The following is a 19171-nucleotide window of genomic DNA, read 5'->3' as shown; positions in this document are numbered from 1 at the left end:
ATCGCGCACCCACTTCGAGCCTATCGGCGGGGAGCGGACGTTTTTTTGCCCATTTCAGCGAAAAACTGCGTGAAAAGTCGTGATCACGGCGCGAATCGTCGTGTCGCGGGCGATTCCGGCCGTCCCGCGTCATAGTCTGCCGCCGGGGTGCGTCCCTCTGCTGCGCCAGACACCCGAATCCGCCGCACCGCAGGAGTCCCGAATGCACCGAAGCGCCCGTCCACCCGCAGCCCGGAAGAGGCCGGGGGAGCCGACATGATCCTGATCGTCGAGGGTGTTTTCGCGGTCATCACGCTCGCGCTGATCTGCGCCGCCCTCGTCGCCTCGCGTCGCCACGACCGCGGTGGCGACCCGGATTGACCCCGCGCTAGGGTGCTCGCGTGAGCACAGCAGCCGACGTGATGGCGGCCCTCGCCGACGCCGCCGACCCAGCGGACGCGGCGTTCCTGCAGCGCTTCTTCAAGACCGGCCCTGGCCAGTACGGCGAGGGCGACGTGTTCATCGGCGTGCGCGTCCCGCAGACCAGGGCCGTCGCAAGGCGGTTCGCCACGCTCCCCGAGTCGGAGCTGCGGCTGCTCCTGGACAGCGAGGTGCACGAGCACAGGCTCGCCGCGCTGGTCATCCTGAACCGGCGGTTCGCTCTCGCGAGCCGGCCGAGGGCCCGCGACGACGCGGAGCGCGAGCGCCTGGTCGCCTTCTACCTGGACGCCGTGCGCCGCGGCCGGGTGGACAACTGGGACCTCGTCGACTCCTCCGCGGAGTACGTGCTCGGCGAATTCCTCCTCGACCGGCCGCGCGACGTCCTGTTCGAACTGGCCGCGAGTCCGGTGCTCTGGGAGCGCAGGGTCGCGGTGCTCTCCACGTTCGCGTTCATCAAGCGCGGGGACGCGTCCACCACGCTCGCGATCGCCGAGCGGCTGCTCGGGGACCGCGAGGACCTGATGCACAAGGCCGTCGGCTGGATGCTGCGCGAGGTCGGCGAGCGCGTGGATCGCGCGGTGCTACTCGGCTTCCTGGACGAGCACGCCGGGCGGATGCCGCGCACGATGCTGAGCTACGCGACCGAGCACCTGGATCCGGTGCAGCGCGCGCACTATCGGGCCCTGCCGCGGGGCACGGGTGCGCGATGATGGAGGAATGGCGAGAACGGTTCGAGGCGCACGGGTCCTGATCACCGGAGCCGCGTCCGGCATGGGCCGGCTGTACGCGGAGCGCGCGGTCCGCGAGGGCGCCCGCGCCGTCGTGCTGTGGGACAGGGACGAGGTGGCGCTCACGCGCCTGACCGACCGGCTGCGCGCGGAGATCCTCGCCGGCCGGACCGCCGCGGCGTGGGGCGCGCCACCGCGCTCGCCGAGCTCGGCGGCGGGCGGGGCGGCCACCAGCGTCCATCCCTACGTCATCGATCTGGGGGAGCTGGGGGCGATCGCGCAGACCGCGCAGGCGGTGCGCAAGGAGCTCGACGGCATCGACATCCTGATCAACAACGCCGGGATCGTGCGCGGCAAGTTCTTCTGGGAGCACGACAACGGCGAGGACACCCGCGCCACCATGCAGGTGAACGCGCTGGCGCCGATGTACACCACCAGGGAGTTCCTGCCCGGGATGCTCTCCAGCGCCAGGGAGGCGCGGATCGTCAACATCGCGTCCGCGGCCGGGACGCTCGCGAATCCCCGGATGAGCGTCTACGCCGCGAGCAAGTGGGCCGTGATCGGCTGGAGCGACAGCCTCCGCATCGAGCTCGAGCAGGAGGGCTTCGGTCACGTGAAGGTGACAACGGTCGCGCCGAGCTACATCGACACGGGCATGTTCGAGGGAGCGCGCGGACCGCTGCTGACGCCCGTGCTGACCCCGGAGTACGTGATCGACCGGGTGTGGCGGGCAATGCTCGCCGGCAAGCCGATGCTGCTGCTGCCGTGGTCGGTCGGTCTCGCGAAGACGCTGAAGGGCGTGCTGCCGACCCGGGCGTGGGACGCGCTGGCCGGCCGCGTGTTCGGCGTGTACGGCTCGATGGACCACTTCACCGGCCGCGGCGACTGATCGCCGCGGCCGGCTGGTGCCGTCGGAGGGTGCCGCTGTCGGTCGGCGCCCTACTCGGGATCCGGGCCCGCGTGGCCGCGTTCGGCTATGACCGAGGGGTTGAGGTCGTCGTCGGTCGGCGGCGGGTCGCCGGAGTCGTCGGGGCCGCCGGTGCCGGGCGGCACGCGGTTCCCCGCGGTCCCGTCCTGCTTGGCGGCCGTCTCGCGATCGCTGGAGGGGCTGTAGGAGCGGTCCTTCGCCGTCTGCTCGGCGTCGCGAAGGTGGTCGGACGCGTCGGACGCGTCGGTCACGATGCGTTGCCTGGCGCGACGTCGCCGCGCCAGGCCCCGGTCTCGGAGCCCTGGGACTCGATGAACTCCTTGAAGTTGGCGAGGTCCTTCTTGACCGCGTGGTCGTCCATCCCGATGGCCGCACCGATCTTCTCGAGCGCGTCGGTCGGCGCCCAGTCCAGCTGCACCGTGACGCGCGTCTCCGCGTCGGAGAGCCGGTGGAAGGTGACGACGCCCGCGTGCTCGACCTCGCCGGCGACACTCTTCCAGGCGACCCGCTCGTCCGGGTGCTGCTCGGTGATCACCGTGTCGAACTCCCGCTCGGCGCCGCCGATCTTGACCCGCCAGTGGTTGGTGGTGTCGTCGACCTGCCGGATCTCCTCGACCTCGTCCAGGAAGTGCGGGAACGATTCGAACTGCGTCCACTGGTTGTACGCGGTCGAAACGGGGACCGCCACGTCGACGGACTCGGTGACTGATGCCATGGTCGTTCTTCCTCTCGTCGTGTTCGTCTTCGCGACGGTAGGCCGGGCGGGCGCGGATCTGCAGGGGTGGACAACCTCGGGACGGCGTGATTGAGCGGGCTCGCGTCGGGCGCCGGGCACCGCGTCAGCCGGTGTGCTCGACGTGCCGCTTCAGCGCCGTCATCGTCCGCCGGCTCTCGGCAGCGGCCATCCGCGCCAGGACCGGCTGGACGGCCCGCAGCATCCCGTGCGTCGTGAGCTCGCCGACCCGGGTGAGCCGGATGCCGTGCCCCTCCGGCGATGCGCCGATGTCGTAGACGATCACGGCGTCCAGCGCGCCGGACGGCTTCGCCTGGTGGAACCGGAGCGAGCGGCCGGGGACGTCCTCGACCAGCTCGCCGCGCATCCTGCCGACGGTGGTGGCGTCGACGTAAGCCGCTGCCGGCCGCGCCGAGCGGGGCGCTGCGCGCGTGCCCCGGTAGACCACGGAGTGGTGCAGCCACCCCGGGTAGGCGTCGAGCGCACGGAGGGCGGCATAGACCTCCGCGGCCGACGCGTCGATGTCGATGGTGTTCGTGATCCGGACCATGAGCCAGGTCTACGCCTGCGGCGCCGTGCGCGCATCGGTGATTCCACCCCTGCGTGGCGAGTACGGGCGTTCGCCGCGACGGCCGGGCTCAGCCCCAGCGGCGCCCCGCCCACTTCTCGAACGCGCCCACGATCGAGTCCGTCAGCTTGCCGAGCACCGCCAGCAGGATGATCGCGAGGAACAGCCGGTCGGTGCGCCCGTTGTTCTGCGAGTCGCTGAGCAGGAAGCCGAGTCCCATCGAGGACGCGATCAGCTCGGCCGCGACCAGGAACAGCCACGCCTGCGCGAGCGCGAGCCGCAGCCCGGAGATGACGGAGGGCAGGACCGAGGGCAGCTGCACGGTGGTGAACAGCCGCACGCCGCCGAGCCCGAACGCGCGGCCGGCCTCCACCAGGTGCCTGTCGACGTGCTTGAGCGACGCGGCGACCGTCGTGTAGACGGGGAAGAACGAGCCGATCGCGATGAGGATGATCTTGGAGTCCTCGCCGATCTTGAACCACAGGATCAGCAGCGGAACCCAGGCGAGCGACGGCACAGCGCGCACGGCGGCGAGCGTCGAGCTGAGCAGGATGTCCGCGAGCCGCGACAGCCCGACGACCGCGCCGAACACCAGGCCGAGCGCCGCCCCGCAGGCGAACCCGATCAGCACGCGCTGGGTGGAGATCGCGATGTAGAGCCCGAGCAGGCCGCGCTGGGCGAGGTCGACGGCCGCGTCGACGACCATCGCCGGCGAGGGCAGCTGCGACGACGTGAACGCACCGGAGGTGGAGGCGAGCTGCCAGATGAGCAGCAGCAGTGCCGGGAGCAGCAGCCCGCCGACGATCCGCACCCATCGCCGGGACAGGAACGGCGTGCGGGCGACGGCGCCGCCGTCCGCACTCGCCGTGACAACGGGCTCTGCGCCCTCGCGCGGCGTCTCGCGGGCGACGCTCGTGACGCCGCCCACGCCGAGTCCCGGCCCGCCGACCACGATGAGCGGCCCGTCCCCCTCCGGTGCGTTCTGGTACGTCATGGTCCGGTCAGTCCCCGATGGCGCTCGGGTCGGCCTTCTTCACGAAGTCCGGGTCGAGCAGGGTGTCGAGGGCCTTGTCGATGTCGGCCTGCGACTTGACGTCGCCGGACTGGACGAAGATCGGGCCCACCTTCGTGAGCACCTTCAGCTGGGCGTCGCCGGGCACCGGCGAGACGTCGAGGTTCGTGCGCTCGGTGATCACGGTCGTGGCGACGGAGAGGTCGATGCCCGCGACGTCGGAGAGGATCTTCGCCGTGTCGCTCGGGTGCTTCTGCGCCCACTCCCTCGCGTACTCGTACGTGTTCACCACGGTCTGCGCCACGTCCGGCTTGGAGGACAGGAACGACTCGGTCGCGTTGAGGAAGCCGTAGGTGTTGAAGCCGACGTTGCGGTAGATGAGCTTCGCCCCCGACTTCTGCGCGTTGGCCATGATCGGGTCGAGCCCGCTCCACGCGTCCACCGATCCGTTCTGCAGCGCGGCCCAGCCGTCGGCGTGCTGCAGGTTCTGGATGGTGACGTCGCTGGCCTTCAGGCCGTTCGCCTCCAGCGACTGCAGGAGGAAGAAGTACGGGTCGGTGCCCTTCGTGGCGGCGACCTGCTTGCCCTTGAGCTGCTCGACCGACGTGATCGACGACTTCGGACCGACGACGATCGCGGACCACTCCGGCTGCGAGTAGATGTCGATCGTCTTGATCGGCGACCCGTTCGAGCGGGCGAGCAGCGCGGCGGAGCCCGCCGTCGATCCCACGTCGATCGCGCCGGAGCGCAGCGCCTCGTTCGCCTTGTTGGAGCCGGCCGACTGCACCCAGTTGACGGTGATGCCCTGCTTCTTGAGCGCCTTCTCGAGCCAGCCCTCCTTCTTGATGACGAGGCTGAGCGGGTTGTAGGTGGCGAAGTCGATGTTGAGGGTGCCTCCCTCGGTGACGCCGGACGAGCTGGTCGAGCCCGCGGCCGAGCCCTCGCCGGCCACGCAGCCCGTGAGCAGCAGGCTGGCGGCGGCGGCCGCCGCGGCGAGGGCGGTGACGATGGTGGGTGTGCGGCGCATGATGCCTCTCTGGTGGTGTGGATGCTGGGGTCGCCTGGCCGGTTCATGAGACGAGCCTGGCTCGGCGCCGCAGCGGTGTCGCCGAGCGCCGGAAATCTGTGGATCAGGCGGAACGTGCTGGTGCTGTGGAGGAGTGCGCGTTGCCGTGCCGGTCGATGCCGAGGCCGTCCAGCAGGTCGGCGCGCAGCTCGGCGAGCTCCGCGGAGCCGCGGTCCCGCGGACGGTCCCCGGGAACGGGGATGACGCGGCGGATCGTCGCGCCCTCTCGTCCCTCTTCCGCGCCGAGCAGGATGATGCGATCGGCGAGTTGGAGGGCCTCGTCGACGTCGTGGGTGACGAGGAGGATCGTGGTGGGGGCCGCGGCGTGGACCTCGAGCAGGAGGTCCTGCATCCGCAGCCGGGTCAGGGCGTCCAGCGCGCCGAACGGCTCGTCGAGCAGCAGGACGCCGGGGTTTCGGGCGAGCGCGCGGGCGAGGGACGCGCGCTGCGCCATCCCGCCCGAGACCTCGCGCGGTCGCAGCGCCGCCGAGGCGGAGAGCCCGACCAGGTCGAGCAGCCGGGCGACGCGCGCCCTTCCCTCGGAGCGGTCGACGCCGCGCGGGAGCCCGAGCGCGACGTTGTCGGCGAGCGACCGCCAGGGCAGAAGGCGGGGCTCCTGGAAGCCGACGGCGCAGCGCGGGTCGATGCCGGAGACCGCGGAGCCGTCGATGATCGCGGCGCCGGCCGTCGGGGAGTCGAGGCCGCCGGCGATGCGCAGCAGCGTGGACTTGCCGCAGCCGCTCGCGCCGAGGATCGCGACCACCTCGCCCGCGTCGACGCGGAGGGAGACGTCGCGCAGCACCTGCCGCACCGGCGGGGTCCCGCCGCGGCGCTTCGGAGCCGCGAAGGCACGGCCGACCCCGGCGAACTCGACGGGATACGCGGACGGGGCGGCGGTCATGGTGCTCCGACGCTACCGAAGCGGATCACACGCGTGTGGTCGCGGTGAAACGTTCCGTAACGAGAGCTTTGCCGGCGGCGCGACGGACACTAGGCCCGCGTGCCGCGCCAGCCGGGGTGGCGCACCAGAGCCGCTACGAGGCAGGCGACGGCGAGGAGCCAGCAGCCGGCCATGATCGCGGAGCTGAAATCCTCGCCGTAGTCGACGAAGCTCATCCCGTTGAAGAAGGCGCCGACGGTGAACAGCGCGGCCAGCCCGCTCAGCCACCGCCATCCTCGAACCCGCCGCGCCACGCAGAGCACGAACAGCACGATCGAGCCGACGGCCGCCGCCGCCCCCAGGAGCGCATGGACGAGGAGCGCGGGACCACCGCGGCCGCTCAGCGACCAGAGCAGACTCGCCGCGGACCGTGCGAAATACTCGTCGCCTGCGGAACCCGGATGCGATGTCGGGAGTTCGACGAACAGGTTCAGCAGCATCCCCACGGCGAACTGGACGCCGAAGAGAACGAGGAGAACCACACCGAACCGGCGCACGCGCGTTGCCCGCATGAGTCCGGGATACCCCGGCGACCGCTGCCGCGCAACGACGGCCTGTCGGGAGCCGCCCGGCCGTCAGCCGATCACCAGATCATCGGCCGGTCGTCGTCGTCCTCCTCCGTCGCCGCCTCGGACAGCTCGACCAGCACGGGGACGTGGTCGCTCGGGGCATCGCCTTTGCGCTCGTTGCGGTGGATGCTCGCGTCCACGACCCTCTCGGAGAAGGCGGGCGAGCCGAGGATGAAGTCGATGCGCAGACCCTCGTTGCGCGGGAAGCGCAGCTGCTTGTAGTCCCAGTAGGTGTAGCCGTCCGGGACGATCGGGCGCACAACATCGGTCAGCCCGGCCTGCTCGAACGCTGCGAACGCCGTGCGCTCGGGCGGCGAGATGTGCGTGGAGACGCCGGGGATGAGGCTCGGGTCGCCGACGTCGGAGTCGAGCGGTGCCACGTTCCAGTCGCCCATCAGCGCGAGCGGACGCTCCGGCTCCTCGGCGAGCCAGCGCCGGGTGTCCTCCAGCAGCGCGGCGAGCCAGTCGAGCTTGTAGACGTAGTGCGGGTCGTCCAGGGAGCGGCCGTTCGGCACATACAGGCTCCAGAGCCGGACGCCGTCGACCGTCGCGCCGATCGCGCGTGCCTCCTTGGGCAGATCGGGGCCGTCGTGGCCCTTCAGGAAGCCCGGCATGTCGGGGAAGCCGATCTCCACGTCCTCGATGGGGAGGCGGGCGGCGATCGCGACGCCGTTCCACTGGTTGAGGCCGTGCAGGACGACCTCGTAGCCCGCCTTCTCGAACGCCTCGTAGGGGAACTGCTCCGGCTTGCACTTGATCTCCTGCATGGCCAGCACATCCACGTCCTCGCGGACCATCCAGTCCACCACGCGGGAGACTCGGGTGCGGATGGAGTTCACATTCCAGGTGGCGATGCGCATGTCCCGATCGTATAAGGCGCCGCCGACGACCCGTCCCGCCGCCCGTCCGCCAGCGCTGGCGGGGTCTCGACCCGTAGAATCTCGGGTGTGACCGACGCACGACAGCAGCTCATCGACTACATCTCGGCCGAGGCCGTGTTCCACGGGGACTTCACGCTGACCAGCGGCAAGAAGGCGACCTACTACGTGGACCTGCGCAAGGTGAGCCTCGACCACCGCGTGGCGCCGCTCATCGGCCAGGTGATGATCGACCTGATCGCAGACGTCCGCGACGTGGTCGCCGTCGGCGGGATGACGATGGGCGCCGACCCGGTCGCGGCAGCGATCCTGCACCAGGGCGCGGCACGCGGCCTCGCCTACGACGCCTTCGTCGTGCGCAAGGAGCCGAAGGACCACGGCCGCGGCAAGCAGGTGGAGGGACCGGACCTCGAAGGCAAGCGCGTGATCGTGCTGGAGGACACCTCGACCACGGGCGGCTCGCCGCTGAAGGCGATCGAGGCGCTGAAGAAGGTCGGCGCCGAGATCGCGGGCGTCGCCGTGGTTGTCGACCGCAACACCGGCGCGCGCGAGGTCATCGAGGGCGCCGGCTACCCGTACTTCGCCGCGATCGGGCTGACGGACCTGGGACTGGACTAGTGACCGACGACCGCGACCACCGGGATGCGCGCGACGATGCGCACGGCGACGTCCCCGACGGCGACGCCGTGGACGCGCGCGCCGATGGGACCGGTCAGGACCCGGACGAGCCGGAGTTCGGCAGCTCGGACTGGCTGCTGCAGCAGCTGACCGGCGGCCGCCGCGCGGCCCAGGGTGACGAGGGCGAGCAGCCTGCCATGTCCGGCGGGTCCGCCGATTCCGCCGAGGGCGCCGGCTTCGAGGACCTGCTCAGGGCGGCGGACGAGCCGACGGCCGCGGAGCCCGAGCCGGTGGCGACCGGCTTCTCGTGGAACCTCGTCTCGAAGTCGCACGACGCGGACACGGCGGCCACGGACGCCGCGGACGATCCCGCCGCCGAGGCCCCCGGCTTCGCCGACGGCGAGTTCGTCGACAGCGGTGACGACCGCACGGAGGGGCCGGTCGGAACCGTGATCGAGCCGGTCGAGGCCGGGGCGGAGGGTGCTGCGGCGGAGGGTGCTGCGGCGGTGGATGCGGGAGCCGATGGTGCTGCGGCGGCCGATACGGCGAGGGCCGTTGGTGCGGCGGATGCTGCGGCGCCCGTCTGGCCGTTCCTGCCCGAGCCCGCGGCGTCGCAGGAGGCACCGGACGCGGTGGCGGCGCCGGAGGAGCCCGTCATCCCGACCCCGGCCGCTGGTGCGCCGACGACGCCGGAGCCGCCCGTCATCCCGACCCCGGCCGCTGCCGCGCCGACGACGCCGGTGCCCGCGATGCCGGAGCCTCCGCTGTTCACGCCCCCCGCCATCCCGCTGCCGCCCACGGACGGGACGCCCGTCCCGCGGCACGCATCGCTGCGCGGCGAGCCCGCCGCGCCGCCGACGACGACGGAACCTGCGCCGCAGGCCGCGGAACCCGCGCAGCCGGAACCCGCACCGCAGACCGTGGAGCCCGGGCAGCCGGCCGAGCCGGAGCAGAGGCCGCCGTTCCAGCCGCCGAGCTTCTTCGAGGCCCTGCGAATGCCGCACCCGCCGGAGTGGTCCGCTCCCGACGCGTCGGCCCCGACTCCCGAACCCGAAGCAGCCACCCCCGAGCCCCCCGCGACGACCGGGCCGATTCAGGGACACGGACTGGCGGCCCTGCTGGGCGGCTTCACTCCCGAGCCGGCCGAGCCGTCGCCCGCGCACTGGCTGATGGGCGACACCACCGGGATCATCCCGCTGCCCGCGGACGCGGTCCTCCCGCGCTCGACCGAGGCCCCCACCGAGCCGGCGGCCCCGGCGCCGGAGCAGCCCGCACAGCCGCCCGCGGGCGCACAGCCGCCCACCGCCGCTGCGCCCACTCCCGAGCCGCCCGCCGCCGCGCAGCGACCCGCCGCCGCCCCCGCTCCGAACTCGCCCGCGGTGCCGCCCACGACTCCGCTGCCTCCGGTGACGCAGCTGCCGCCCGCGACGCCGCTCACGCCGGCGCCGATCCCCTCCGCACCGGTGCCGTCCGCGCCGGTGCCTCCCGCGGTCGGCGTCTTCGTGCCGCCGGTCGCCGCGTCGAATCCTTCCGTCGACGACGACGCTCCGACCATGAAGCTCGACGCCGCCGAGATGCGCGCGCTGCTCGAGGGGCGCACCGGCGACCCCCAGCGGGTCGAGCCGCCGGCGCCACCCGTTCCGCCGACCGCCGCCGAGACGGAGATCGCCCTCGGAGCGCCGCCGTCGCCGGCCACCAGCGCGTTCGATGCCGCGAGCGTCGCGGCCGCTGCCGAGGACTCCGTCGCTCCCGTCGAGCCCGCGGACACCGCCGAGGAACCGGAGCCGGAGGAGCCGGAGGACGGTCTCTCCGCCCTGTTCGGCGACGTCGGCACCGTGCAGTTCGAGGAGGGCGACGAGCAGGAGCAGACGGCCGCGCCCGAGTCTGCGGAGCCCGAGACCGCCGGAGAACCGCCCGCGCGCACGGTGGCGATGGACACCATCCTGTTCCCTGAGCTCGCCTTCGAGGGTGACGCGGCGAGCGAAGGGCCCCAACTCGGCGGCACCCCGCCGGAGACGATGCCGGTCGACACCGCCGCCGTGATCCCGCCCGCGGACGTCCCGGCTCAGGATGCGCACGCAGCCCCGGGTGCCGTGGCCGCCGGCGTTGCCGCCGCTCCCGGGTTCGCCGCCGCGTCCGCAGCCGCCGCGTCCGCAGCGGCACCCGCGTCCGGTGCCGCGTCAGAGGTTCCGGGCCCCGCGGCAGCTCCCGCCCCCGCCACCTCCCCCACCTCGTCCACCTCCACACCCCCCGCCCCGCCCCTCACCCCGCCACCCGCCGACGCACCCCCAGCCGGCCGCCCGATCGACCCGCGCTGGAACCGGCTGCTGCTCTTCGGCGGCGGCGGTCTGGCCGTGATCCTGGTGCTGATCGGGCTGTTCGCGCTCGGGACGCGCCTCCCGTCGCTGTTCGGCGCGGGCGGCGGCCCGGCGCCGGCGGCCGCCAGCGCAACGCCGACGTCGACGCCGAAGTCCACCCCCAAGCCGACCCCGACGCCGACGCCGACCGTCACGCCGAAGCCCGCCGCCGCCGTCGGAGCGGGGGAGCACCCGTGGAACGCGCTCGGCGGCGGGGAGTGCATCCAGCCGTACTCGACGCCGTGGGCGGAGACGTTCGCCGTCGTCGACTGCGCGGCCCCGCACACCGCGCAGATGGTCTACACCAACCTGCTCTCGCCGGACATCGCCGCCCCGTATCCCGGTGCGGACGCCCTTGCGCAGCAGATCAACGGACTGTGCACCGCGAACGGCGTCATCGACCTCGGCGCCGCCGCGCAGTACGCCGACCTGCAGGTCCAGGGCACGTTCCCGGCGAACGAGGCGCAGTGGAAGAACGGGCAGCGCTCGTACTACTGCTTCGCCAGCCGCGCCGGCGGCGAGCCGATGACCGGTTCGGTCGCCGGCCCCGGACCCACCGGCTGAGACGCCCTCGGCGTCTTAGAGCTCGGTCTCCAGGGGCTCGCGCGCGACCAGCTCGTGCACGCCGGAGAGGATCTCGTCCGGCCGGAACGGGTAGCGGTCGATCTCGGCCTGGTCGCTGATCCCGGTGAGCACCAGGATGGTGTGCAGGCCGGCCTCGATGCCCGCGACGACGTCCGTGTCCATCCGGTCGCCGATCATCGCGGTGTTCTCGGAGTGCGCGCCGATGCGGTTGAGCGCCGAGCGGAACATCATCGGGTTCGGCTTGCCGACGACGTACGGCTCCATCCCGCCCGTCGCCTTCGTGATCATCGCGGTGACCGCGCCGGTGGCCGGCAGCGGGCCCTCCGCGCTCGGGCCGGTCGCGTCCGGGTTGGTCGAGATGAAGCGCGCTCCGGCGCCGATCAGCCGGATCGCCTTCGTGATCGCGTCGAACGAGTAGCTGCGGGTCTCGCCGACCACCACGTAGTCCGGGTTGGTGTCGGTCATGATGAAGCCGGCCTCGTGCAGCGCCGTCGTCAGGCCCGCCTCGCCGATCACGTACGCGCTGCCGCCCGGCGCCTGCGACTTGAGGAAGTCGGCGGTCGCCAGCGCGGACGTCCAGATGGACTCCTCCGGCACATCCAGCCCGGAGGCGCGCAGGCGGGCGGCCAGGTCGCGCGGCGTGTAGATCGAGTTGTTGGTCAGCACCAGGAACGGGGTGCCCTGATCCCGCCACTGCTGGATGAGCTCGGAGGCTCCTGGCAGCGCCTGGTTCTCGTGGACGAGCACGCCGTCCATGTCGGTGAGCCAGCATTCGATCTCGTCGCGTCGCGCCACGCGCACCCCTTCCGTGGGAGAGTCCGTTGGATGTGACGCCACCAGCTTATTGCCCTGGCGGTCGGGCGAGATCCTCCAGTTGGCGCCGCGAGCCGGCGAAGGCGTTCATATCGACGAACGCCTCGTCGCCGCGGTAGCCGGGCAGCCGCTCCCGGTCCGAGTACTGCCAGAACGTCCACTGCCGCCCGTCCGGCACCCAGGGCGGGACCGCCACGGACCGGAACCAGATCGGATTCCTCTGGTAGGCGCCCTTCAGGTAGCGGTCGTACGCGTCGGCCGTCGCGTACAGGATGGCCGGGCGGCCGTAGTGCCGCTCCAGCGCGGCGAGCAGCGGGTCGAGGATGCCTCGCACCTTCTGGCGCGACGGCGGATGCGCGAAGTAGTCGCCGTAGAACTCCACGTCGACGGTCGGCGGCAGAGCAGCCGGGGCCGCGGGGACGGTGCGGATGACGTTCGCGGCCTGCGTGCTCCCCGGGCTGTCGAAGCTCAGGAAGTGGTAGGCGCCGACCACCAGCCCGCTCTCCCGCGCTCCCGCCCAGTTGGCGGCGAAGCGCTCGTCCACGTCGCTCGACCCCTCCGTCGCCTTGACGATCGCGAAGTCGATGTCCTGCTTCGACAGGACCGGCCAGTCGATGCTGCCCTGATAGCTGGAGACGTCGATGCCGCGCACCGGGTAGCCGGCGGCGAAGACCCGGTTCGGCCACAGCGTCCCGGAGAGGATGAGCGCGGCGGCGACCGCGATCGCCACGAGCACAGACCCGGCGGCGATGGCCGCGATCCTCCAGCGACGGGCACGGGAGGAGCGGGGTCGTCTCGTCCCCTCGTCGCCTGTCCCACCGGTCACGGCCTCACCCTGGCAGCGCAGGCTGGGAGGCGGCCCTGCACCCGGCGGCTACCCTGGACCGGTGACGTCAGACTCCCCGCAGGCGCAGCGGCAGGCGCAGGCCGAGGCGCAGTCGCACCCGCCCGCCGAGGCCGCCGCGCCCTCCCCGTCCCCCGAGCTCACGACCCACGGCGTCGGCCCGTGGCAGGGCGCCTGGCCCGAGGAGCCGCACTACGACCCCGACCTGCTGCGCGACGGCGACACCCGCAACGTGATCGACCGCTACCGGTACTGGCGGATGGAGGCGATCGTCGCCGACCTGGACGAGCACAGGCACCCGTTCCACGTCGCGATCGAGAACTGGCAGCACGACATGAACATCGGCTCGATCGTGCGCAGCGCGAACGCCTTCGCGGCGGACACCGTGCACATCATCGGGCGGCGGCGCTGGAACAAGCGCGGCGCGATGGTGACGGACCGCTACCAGCACATCCGGCACCACGACGACGTCGCCGCGTTCGTCGGCTGGGCGCGCGGGCAGGGGCTGCCGATCGTCGCGGTGGACAACGTGCCGGGGTCGGTGCTGATCGAGACGTTCGCGCTGCCGCGCTCGTGCGTCCTGCTGTTCGGACAGGAGGGTCCCGGGCTCTCCGACGACGCCATCGCGGCCGCGGACGCCGTCGTCGAGATCTCGCAGTTCGGCTCCACCCGCTCCATCAACGCCTCCGCCGCCGCGGCGGTCGCCATGCACGCCTGGATCCTCCAGCACGTCCGCTTCTGACCCCGTCCGCACGCCGACGGCCTGCGCGGCCGGGCACGGCGGGGCCGGCCGGGCGCGGCGACCGCCGGTCAGCGGTTGGCGCGGCGGACGACGAGCTTGAGGGCGGACCAGTCGGTCGTGAGCGCGGCGACCTTCACGTCCACCAGGCCGCGGGCGAGCGCGGCGTCGCGGATCAGGTTCTCGTCGAGGTCGGAGACGTGGCCGGCCGCCTTGCGCGGCCACGCCGCCCACAGCATCCCGTCGGGGTGGATGCGCGCGGCCAGCCCGTCGAGCTCGGCCAGATAGTCCGCAGACGCCCGATAGAACGCGATCACCAGCCCGACGGGTCCGGTGTCCGCGGGAGGCAGCCACTCCACGTCGACCGGTGCCCCCGGCTCGAGCGGCACGGTCCAGCCGGGATCGCCGTGCACGAGCTGCGCGCGCATCCCCGGCTTCAGCCCCAGCTTCTTCCAGAGCGGGGTCCCCGAGTAGCCGGCCGCGGCGCTCACGGCTCACCGCGCCAGCCGGCGTCGGCGGCGATGCGCGCCACCGCGTCCGCGTCCAGGTCGTAGACCGTCTCGCCGTCGCCGGGGGCCGGGGCGGAGACGAGGTGCACGCGGACGTCGCCCGCGACCGGCAGCTGGATGACGGCGAAGCCCGACCCGCGCACGGCGCGTTCGCGCGGCGCCGGCCAGAGCACGTCCGTCGTGTTCGCGACGGCGGGAGCGACCACCACCGGGATGCCGCGCGGACCCGCCGCCGTGACGAGCGCGTGGTGGTAGTGCCCGGCGAGGATGAGCCGCACATCCCCGGCCGAGCAGACGTCGATCAGCGGCTCGGGGTCGACCAGCCGCAGCGTCTCGAACAGCCCGGTCGTCGGCGGCACCGGAGGGTGATGCAGCACGACGACGGTGCCGTGCTCGCTCGGCGTCGCCAGCTCCTGGCGCAGCCGGTCCAGCGCGGCGGCATCCACACGGCCCCAGCCGGCGGCCGCAACGGTGCTGTCGAGGGTGACGATGCGGAACCCGCCGACATCGGCGACCGCCTCGCGCGGCCCCAGAACGTCCTCGAATCCACCGGGCAGGTCGTGGTTGCCCATCGCGTAGGCGACGCGCGCTCCGCGCTCGGCAGCCCACGGCTCCAGGCGCTCGGCCAGCAGGCGGTAGGAGGCGGCGCTGCCGTCGTCGGACAGGTCGCCCGAGGCGACGACCACGTCCACCGCGCCGAGCGTCGCGGCCCTGGCGAGCACGCGGTCGAGGGCGCCGAGCGTGTCCACGATCCCGTAGTGCAGCCGGCCGTCGCCGTACAGGTGCGTGTCGCTGAGGTGCAGGATGCTGAGCCGGTCGGTCACGCCGCCACCCTAGCGCCCGCCTCCGTCACGCGAGTACGCAGACGATCTGCGTACTCGCGTGTTACGGGCGCACTTTCTGCGTACTCGGCGGCTTCGGTGCTCAGCCGATGAGGGAGGGGCGCAGGTCGCGGAGGGTGCGGAAGTGCGTCATCCGGGTGACCCCGATCGCCGCGACCAGCAGGGCGATCAGCATCCACAGCGCCAGCACGCCCGCGTCCGCCCACGCGGTGGCCGGGTTGCCGCCGTACATCAGCTGCCGGATCCCGTCGACCGCGTAGGACATCGGCAGCACGTGGTGCAGCGACGCCAGCGGGCCGGGCAGCGTCTGCCAGGGGAACGTCCCGCCCGCCGTGACCAGCTGCAGCACCATGAGCACCAGGCCGAGGAACTGCCCGACGCTGCCGAGCCACACGTTCAGCGCGAGGATGATCGCCGCGAACGTGACCGAGGCCAGCGCCATCAGCCCGTACATCCCGAGCGGGTTGTGGATGCCGAAGCCGAGCGCCCCGGAGACGATGGCGAACAGGCCGATCATCTGGACGGCGCCGAGCAGCCCGGGCGTCAGCCAGCCGGCGAGCGTGATCTTGACCGGCGAGTGCAGCGCCGTGATCGCGCGGCGGGAGACCGGCTTGACGATGAGGAACAGCGCGTAGATGCCGATCCAGCCCGCGAGCGCGACGAAGAACGGGGCCAGTCCTGCGCCGTAGGTGCCCGCCGAGGTGATCGAGTCGTTCTTCAGGTTCACCGGGTCGGCGATGGTCGAGGCCTGCTTCTTCTGTAGTGCGGGGGAGTTGTCCGGGATCTTGGCGACCCCGTCCACGAGCCCGTCGCGGAGCTGCGCCGTGCCGTCGTGCAGGGTGCTCAGCCCGGACTCGAGCTTCGTGCTGCCGTCGTGCAGGGTCGTCAGGCCGTCGCGCAGGGTCGCGGAGCCGGAGGCGGCGGTCGCCGCGCCGGTCGCGAGCTGCGAGGCGCCGGCCTGCGCCTGCTGCGATCCGCCGGCGACCTGCGCGGCGCCCGACGCGACCTGGTCGGCGCCGGCGGCGAGCTGGTTGACCTGGCCGACGGCGGACTGGATCTGCTGATTGCCGGACTGGACGGTCTGGTCGATGTCGCCGACCGCGGCCTGCACCCGGTCGATGATCGTCTGGTCGACGTGGCGCGCCTTCAGGTCGTCGATGAGCTTCTGTCCGACGGCGGGGGCGTCGGCCGCCACCTGGGATGCGACGGCTCCCGCCTCGTTCGCCTTGCCGGCGAGCTGCTGGTTGCCCGCGGCGACCTTCGCGGCGCCGTCGCTGACCTGCTGGGCGCCCGCGGAGAGCTCGCCGAGCTTGCTGGCCAGCTCCTGGGACCCGCTGGCGAGCTGGGCGTTGCCGTCCGCGAGCTGGGAGGCGCCGGATTGCGCGCTGCCGAGCCCGTCGGCCAGCTGGGTCGCGCCGGACTGCGCGCTCGCCGCACCGTCCACCAGCTTGTCAGCGCAGTCCACCGCCTTCACCAGGTTCGACCGGATGTCCGCCAGGCCGAGCAGGAACTGCTGGGCCGCCTCCTCGTTCACCTGCTTGACGATGGAGGTGCGGATCTTCTCCGCGGCCTGCGTGCCGATGGTGGACGCGAGGTAGCTGTTGGTGTCGTTGGTGGTCAGGGTCACGACCGCGCGGTGCGGGCTCGTCCCGGAGGCGGACGCCAGGGCCGAGGAGAAGTCGGCGGGGAAGGTGATGCTGAAGTCGTACTTGGAGTCGTCGACGCCGCTGGTGGCGGAGCCGGCGGCGACGCGGTGCCACTGGAACGACCCGTCCTCGATCAGCTGGTCGGCCACCTGGTCGCCGTAGTTGACGGTCTTGCCGTCCACGTCGGCTCCGGTGTCGTCCACGACGATGGCCGCGGGGATGCGGTCCAGGTTCGCGTACGGGTTCTGGTTCGCCCACAGGTACAGGCCGCCGTACAGCACGGGGACGCACATCAGCGCGATCAGCGCCACGATGGACATCGGGCTGGCGGTCAGGCGGCGGAACTCCGCCGCGATCATCTGCGGGATCTTCATGCGTTCTCCTCGACCGGCGCCGCCTTCGTGGGGCGCGTCACGATCGGATCGGTGACGATCAGGTCCGGGAGATCGTCGGTGTCGTCCCGGCCCGGGTCCTCGTCGAATGTCTGCGGGGTGGTCTCGTCGAGGCGCTCGACGAGGGATGCTGCGGCGATGGCGGCCGCGGAGGCGTCGCCGGCGACGACGAGCACGGCGATGCCGCGGCCCGCGAGCTCGCGGGCGAACCGCCACCACTCGACCGGGTCGCCGCCGTGCCGGTCGGGGGACACGATCACCAGGCCCTCGACGCCCTTCCGCATCAGGGCGAGCTCGCTGAGCAGCCGGATGCGGACCGTCGGCGGGACGGTGCCGATCGCCCACCGTGAGTACTCGGCGGCGCCGAGCTCGGTGAGCCGGCGGCCGACCGCGATCGGGTTGGATGCGCGGCCCGCGAACATCAGCTCCTCCGCGACGATGCCGGCGACCGTCACGTCCGGAGCGGGCTCGCAGACGTCGGGCGCGTCGATGAGGGCGATCCTCCTGCGCATCGCGGCGTAGTCGGTCTCGCCGTCGATGCTGACCACTCCCGCGTCCGGCCGCATCCGCCCGGACGCGATGAGCCCGAGCACGGTCGGCCGCTGCTCGGTCTCGGCGCGGGCGAGCGCGGCCTGGCCGGTCTGGAAGGACGCGGTGGTGGGAGGCAGCGCGGCGTTGCGCGCGCCCTTGGCGACGGAGTCCAGGACGATCCTCATCGGCCCTGCACCGCCTCGAACGCCAGCTCCGGCGTCGTCTCGATGAGCGCGCCGGCCTCGCGCCAGCCCATGCCGGCGGCGGACAGCCCGGCCAGCATCACCAGCCGGTGTCCCGCCTGGGGCGAGAGCTTCGCGCGCGTCGCCTCGTCGAGCACCGACACCGCGGCGTTCTCGATCAGCCGGGTGACGGTCTCGCGATCGAGGTCGGTGCGGATGCTGCCGTCGGCCATCCCGCGCTCGACCGTCGTGCGCAGCCGCTCGCGCGCCGGGTCGAGCGCGGTGCCGACCAGCTCGCGGTGCGGGCCGCGCACGGCGAGGGCCGCGCTGACCCTGATGTGCTCCACCTCGGCCCAGAGCGTGGCGCCGAACAGGGCGATCTCCACGCGGGCGTCGGGGTGCGAGACCGGGTCGAGCAGCGCGGCGAGCCGGGCTGCGCCGCGAGTGAACACGTCGATCAGGAGCTCGTCGCGGGAGGCGAAGTGCCCGTACACCGCGCGCCGGCTGAGCCCGGCGCGCGCGGCGATCGCTTCGAGCGAGGTGTCGATGTCCTCGTTCAGCGCGGCTGCCGCCGCCGCGAGGATCGCCTCGCGGTTCGCGGTCGCATCGCGCCTCGGGGCACGGGTGGCAGGGGCTGCGGACATGCCGCCAGTCTACTCTTCTTGCACAGCACTGTGCAACTTAGTGCGTGCGCTGTATTTGCGCAAAATGTCGGTTCGCGACGCGGTCAAGCCGACATTTGCGCCACATGTTCTCGCGGCGGCCACGGACAGCGCAGATCGGCCCCGAGGAGAAGCCCCGAACGGGTCGCGATAGGATCGAGTGCGACGGTCGTCCGCGTGGCGCCGGCGCGATCCATCCATCGAGAGGACCGATAACGTGCCCGCGATCGTGATCATCGGCGCCCAGTGGGGCGACGAAGGCAAGGGAAAAGCCACCGACCTCCTCGGCAGCCGCATCGACTACGTCGTCAAGTTCAACGGCGGCAACAACGCCGGACACACGGTCGTCGTCGGCGACGAGAAGTACGCTCTGCATCTGCTGCCGTCCAGCATCCTGACCGACGGCGTCGTCCCGGTCATCGCGAACGGCGTTGTGGTGGACCTCGAGGTGCTCTTCCAGGAGCTCGACGGCCTGATCGCGCGCGGCGTGGACGTGTCCCGCCTCAAGGTCAGCTCGAACGCGCACGTCATCACGCAGTACCACCGCACGATCGACAAGGTCACCGAGCGCTTCCTCGGCAAGCGCCAGATCGGCACCACGGGACGCGG

21 protein-coding genes are annotated in these 19171 nt (G+C 72.5%); 6 read left to right on the top strand and 15 right to left on the bottom strand.

The window, feature by feature from the left end:
- The first annotated feature begins 380 nt into the window (after positions 1-380).
- Entirely contained in the window at positions 381-1130 is a 750-nt protein-coding gene (locus ACTHMF_RS10570; protein ID WP_440317413.1) for a DNA alkylation repair protein, read from the top strand.
- Between the two features lie 7 nt (positions 1131-1137).
- Positions 1138-2037 carry an SDR family NAD(P)-dependent oxidoreductase gene (locus ACTHMF_RS10565; RefSeq protein WP_440317412.1) on the top strand — a complete coding sequence of 300 codons (900 nt, stop codon included), beginning with the start codon at positions 1138-1140 and terminating at the stop codon, positions 2035-2037.
- Positions 2038-2087: 50 nt separating this feature from the next.
- Here ACTHMF_RS10565 and ACTHMF_RS10560 read toward each other — a convergent pair whose 3' ends face one another.
- The 8 genes from ACTHMF_RS10560 to ACTHMF_RS10525 form a co-directional block, all read right to left on the bottom strand.
- A complete protein-coding gene (locus tag ACTHMF_RS10560) occupies positions 2088-2327 on the bottom strand; it encodes a hypothetical protein (RefSeq protein ID WP_440317410.1) in 240 nt (79 codons plus the stop codon).
- A complete protein-coding gene (locus tag ACTHMF_RS10555; protein ID WP_440317408.1) occupies positions 2324-2791 on the bottom strand; it encodes an SRPBCC family protein in 468 nt (155 codons plus the stop codon). Before ACTHMF_RS10555 ends, ACTHMF_RS10560 begins: the two co-directional genes overlap by 4 nt.
- Before the next feature lie 124 nt (positions 2792-2915).
- The gene (locus ACTHMF_RS10550) at positions 2916-3359 is read right to left on the bottom strand and encodes an SRPBCC family protein (protein ID WP_440317406.1); all 444 of its coding nucleotides are present in this window, start codon (positions 3357-3359) and stop codon (positions 2916-2918) included.
- A gap of 88 nt (positions 3360-3447) precedes the next feature.
- Positions 3448-4371, bottom strand: coding sequence for an ABC transporter permease (locus ACTHMF_RS10545; RefSeq protein ID WP_440317404.1), 924 nt, complete (start codon positions 4369-4371; stop codon positions 3448-3450).
- Between the two features lie 7 nt (positions 4372-4378).
- Positions 4379-5416 (bottom strand): aliphatic sulfonate ABC transporter substrate-binding protein, encoded by a 1038-nt coding sequence (locus ACTHMF_RS10540; protein WP_440317403.1) that lies wholly within the window; start codon positions 5414-5416, stop codon positions 4379-4381.
- A 103-nt stretch (positions 5417-5519) separates the two neighbouring features.
- On the bottom strand, positions 5520-6356 hold the full coding sequence (locus tag ACTHMF_RS10535) for an ABC transporter ATP-binding protein (RefSeq protein ID WP_440317402.1): 837 nt from the start codon (positions 6354-6356) through the stop codon (positions 5520-5522).
- 89 nt (positions 6357-6445) lie between these two features.
- Entirely contained in the window at positions 6446-6907 is a 462-nt protein-coding gene (locus ACTHMF_RS10530; protein WP_440317400.1) for a hypothetical protein, read from the bottom strand.
- Positions 6908-6978: 71 nt separating this feature from the next.
- Positions 6979-7824 (bottom strand): exodeoxyribonuclease III, encoded by an 846-nt coding sequence (locus ACTHMF_RS10525; protein WP_314149225.1) that lies wholly within the window; start codon positions 7822-7824, stop codon positions 6979-6981.
- A gap of 87 nt (positions 7825-7911) precedes the next feature.
- Between ACTHMF_RS10525 and pyrE the strand changes: the two genes are divergently transcribed.
- Both pyrE and ACTHMF_RS10515 read left to right on the top strand, forming a co-directional pair.
- Positions 7912-8460, top strand: a complete 549-nt coding sequence (gene pyrE, locus ACTHMF_RS10520) for an orotate phosphoribosyltransferase (RefSeq protein ID WP_440317399.1) — start codon at positions 7912-7914, stop codon at positions 8458-8460.
- Positions 8460-11381, top strand: a complete 2922-nt coding sequence (locus ACTHMF_RS10515; RefSeq protein WP_440317398.1) for a septum formation family protein — start codon at positions 8460-8462, stop codon at positions 11379-11381. The genes pyrE and ACTHMF_RS10515 overlap by 1 nt, the downstream gene beginning before the upstream one ends.
- 15 nt (positions 11382-11396) lie before the next feature.
- Here ACTHMF_RS10515 and ACTHMF_RS10510 read toward each other — a convergent pair whose 3' ends face one another.
- Positions 11397-12197: an HAD-IIA family hydrolase gene (locus ACTHMF_RS10510; protein WP_314149897.1), complete on the bottom strand. Its 801-nt coding sequence runs from the start codon at positions 12195-12197 to the stop codon at positions 11397-11399.
- Positions 12198-12243: 46 nt separating this feature from the next.
- Entirely contained in the window at positions 12244-13041 is a 798-nt protein-coding gene (locus ACTHMF_RS10505) for a GH25 family lysozyme (protein WP_440317396.1), read from the bottom strand.
- Between the two features lie 61 nt (positions 13042-13102).
- Here ACTHMF_RS10505 and ACTHMF_RS10500 point away from each other — a divergent pair, with 61 nt between their 5' ends.
- Complete coding sequence (locus ACTHMF_RS10500; protein WP_440317394.1) at positions 13103-13801, top strand: TrmH family RNA methyltransferase; 699 nt, start codon at positions 13103-13105, stop codon at positions 13799-13801.
- Positions 13802-13869: 68 nt separating this feature from the next.
- On the opposite strand, the gene ACTHMF_RS10495 is transcribed toward ACTHMF_RS10500, so the two are convergent.
- The 5 genes from ACTHMF_RS10495 to ACTHMF_RS10475 all read right to left on the bottom strand — a co-directional run bounded on the left by ACTHMF_RS10495 (position 13870) and on the right by ACTHMF_RS10475 (position 18544).
- Positions 13870-14289, bottom strand: coding sequence for a DUF3052 family protein (locus ACTHMF_RS10495; protein ID WP_440317392.1), 420 nt, complete (start codon positions 14287-14289; stop codon positions 13870-13872).
- The gene (locus ACTHMF_RS10490) at positions 14286-15131 is read right to left on the bottom strand and encodes a metallophosphoesterase (RefSeq protein WP_440317390.1); all 846 of its coding nucleotides are present in this window, start codon (positions 15129-15131) and stop codon (positions 14286-14288) included. Before ACTHMF_RS10490 ends, ACTHMF_RS10495 begins: the two co-directional genes overlap by 4 nt.
- Positions 15132-15231: 100 nt before the next feature.
- Positions 15232-17169: a YhgE/Pip family protein gene (locus ACTHMF_RS10485; RefSeq protein ID WP_440317388.1), complete on the bottom strand. Its 1938-nt coding sequence runs from the start codon at positions 17167-17169 to the stop codon at positions 15232-15234.
- Complete coding sequence (locus ACTHMF_RS10480; protein WP_314148052.1) at positions 17166-17903, bottom strand: hypothetical protein; 738 nt, start codon at positions 17901-17903, stop codon at positions 17166-17168. The genes ACTHMF_RS10485 and ACTHMF_RS10480 overlap by 4 nt, the downstream gene beginning before the upstream one ends.
- A complete protein-coding gene (locus tag ACTHMF_RS10475) occupies positions 17900-18544 on the bottom strand; it encodes a TetR/AcrR family transcriptional regulator (protein WP_314148051.1) in 645 nt (214 codons plus the stop codon). Before ACTHMF_RS10475 ends, ACTHMF_RS10480 begins: the two co-directional genes overlap by 4 nt.
- A gap of 235 nt (positions 18545-18779) precedes the next feature.
- Here ACTHMF_RS10475 and ACTHMF_RS10470 point away from each other — a divergent pair.
- Positions 18780-19171 (top strand): adenylosuccinate synthetase (locus ACTHMF_RS10470; RefSeq protein WP_440317386.1); only part of this gene is annotated, 392 nt, incomplete at its 3' end.

It is taken from the genome of Leifsonia sp. (assembly GCF_051955155.1).
Taxonomy (GTDB): domain Bacteria; phylum Actinomycetota; class Actinomycetes; order Actinomycetales; family Microbacteriaceae; genus Leifsonia.
The sequence above is the reverse complement of the archived record's forward strand: the minus strand, read 5'-3'. Positions and strand labels throughout refer to the sequence as shown.

What these genes read in the sequence shown, in the direction of transcription:
- ACTHMF_RS10540 (WP_440317403.1), bottom strand. Translation starts at nt 5,416, where the DNA reads ATGCGCCGCACACCCACCATCGTCACCGCCCTCGCCGCGGCGGCCGCC.
- ACTHMF_RS10565 (WP_440317412.1), top strand. Translation starts at nt 1,138, where the DNA reads ATGGCGAGAACGGTTCGAGGCGCACGGGTCCTGATCACCGGAGCCGCG.
- ACTHMF_RS10485 (WP_440317388.1), bottom strand. Translation starts at nt 17,169, where the DNA reads ATGAAGATCCCGCAGATGATCGCGGCGGAGTTCCGCCGCCTGACCGCC.
- ACTHMF_RS10535 (WP_440317402.1), bottom strand. Translation starts at nt 6,356, where the DNA reads ATGACCGCCGCCCCGTCCGCGTATCCCGTCGAGTTCGCCGGGGTCGGC.
- ACTHMF_RS10555 (WP_440317408.1), bottom strand. Translation starts at nt 2,791, where the DNA reads ATGGCATCAGTCACCGAGTCCGTCGACGTGGCGGTCCCCGTTTCGACC.
- ACTHMF_RS10550 (WP_440317406.1), bottom strand. Translation starts at nt 3,359, where the DNA reads ATGGTCCGGATCACGAACACCATCGACATCGACGCGTCGGCCGCGGAG.
- ACTHMF_RS10530 (WP_440317400.1), bottom strand. Translation starts at nt 6,907, where the DNA reads ATGCGGGCAACGCGCGTGCGCCGGTTCGGTGTGGTTCTCCTCGTTCTC.
- ACTHMF_RS10545 (WP_440317404.1), bottom strand. Translation starts at nt 4,371, where the DNA reads ATGACGTACCAGAACGCACCGGAGGGGGACGGGCCGCTCATCGTGGTC.
- ACTHMF_RS10475 (WP_314148051.1), bottom strand. Translation starts at nt 18,544, where the DNA reads ATGTCCGCAGCCCCTGCCACCCGTGCCCCGAGGCGCGATGCGACCGCG.
- ACTHMF_RS10480 (WP_314148052.1), bottom strand. Translation starts at nt 17,903, where the DNA reads ATGAGGATCGTCCTGGACTCCGTCGCCAAGGGCGCGCGCAACGCCGCG.
- ACTHMF_RS10525 (WP_314149225.1), bottom strand. Translation starts at nt 7,824, where the DNA reads ATGCGCATCGCCACCTGGAATGTGAACTCCATCCGCACCCGAGTCTCC.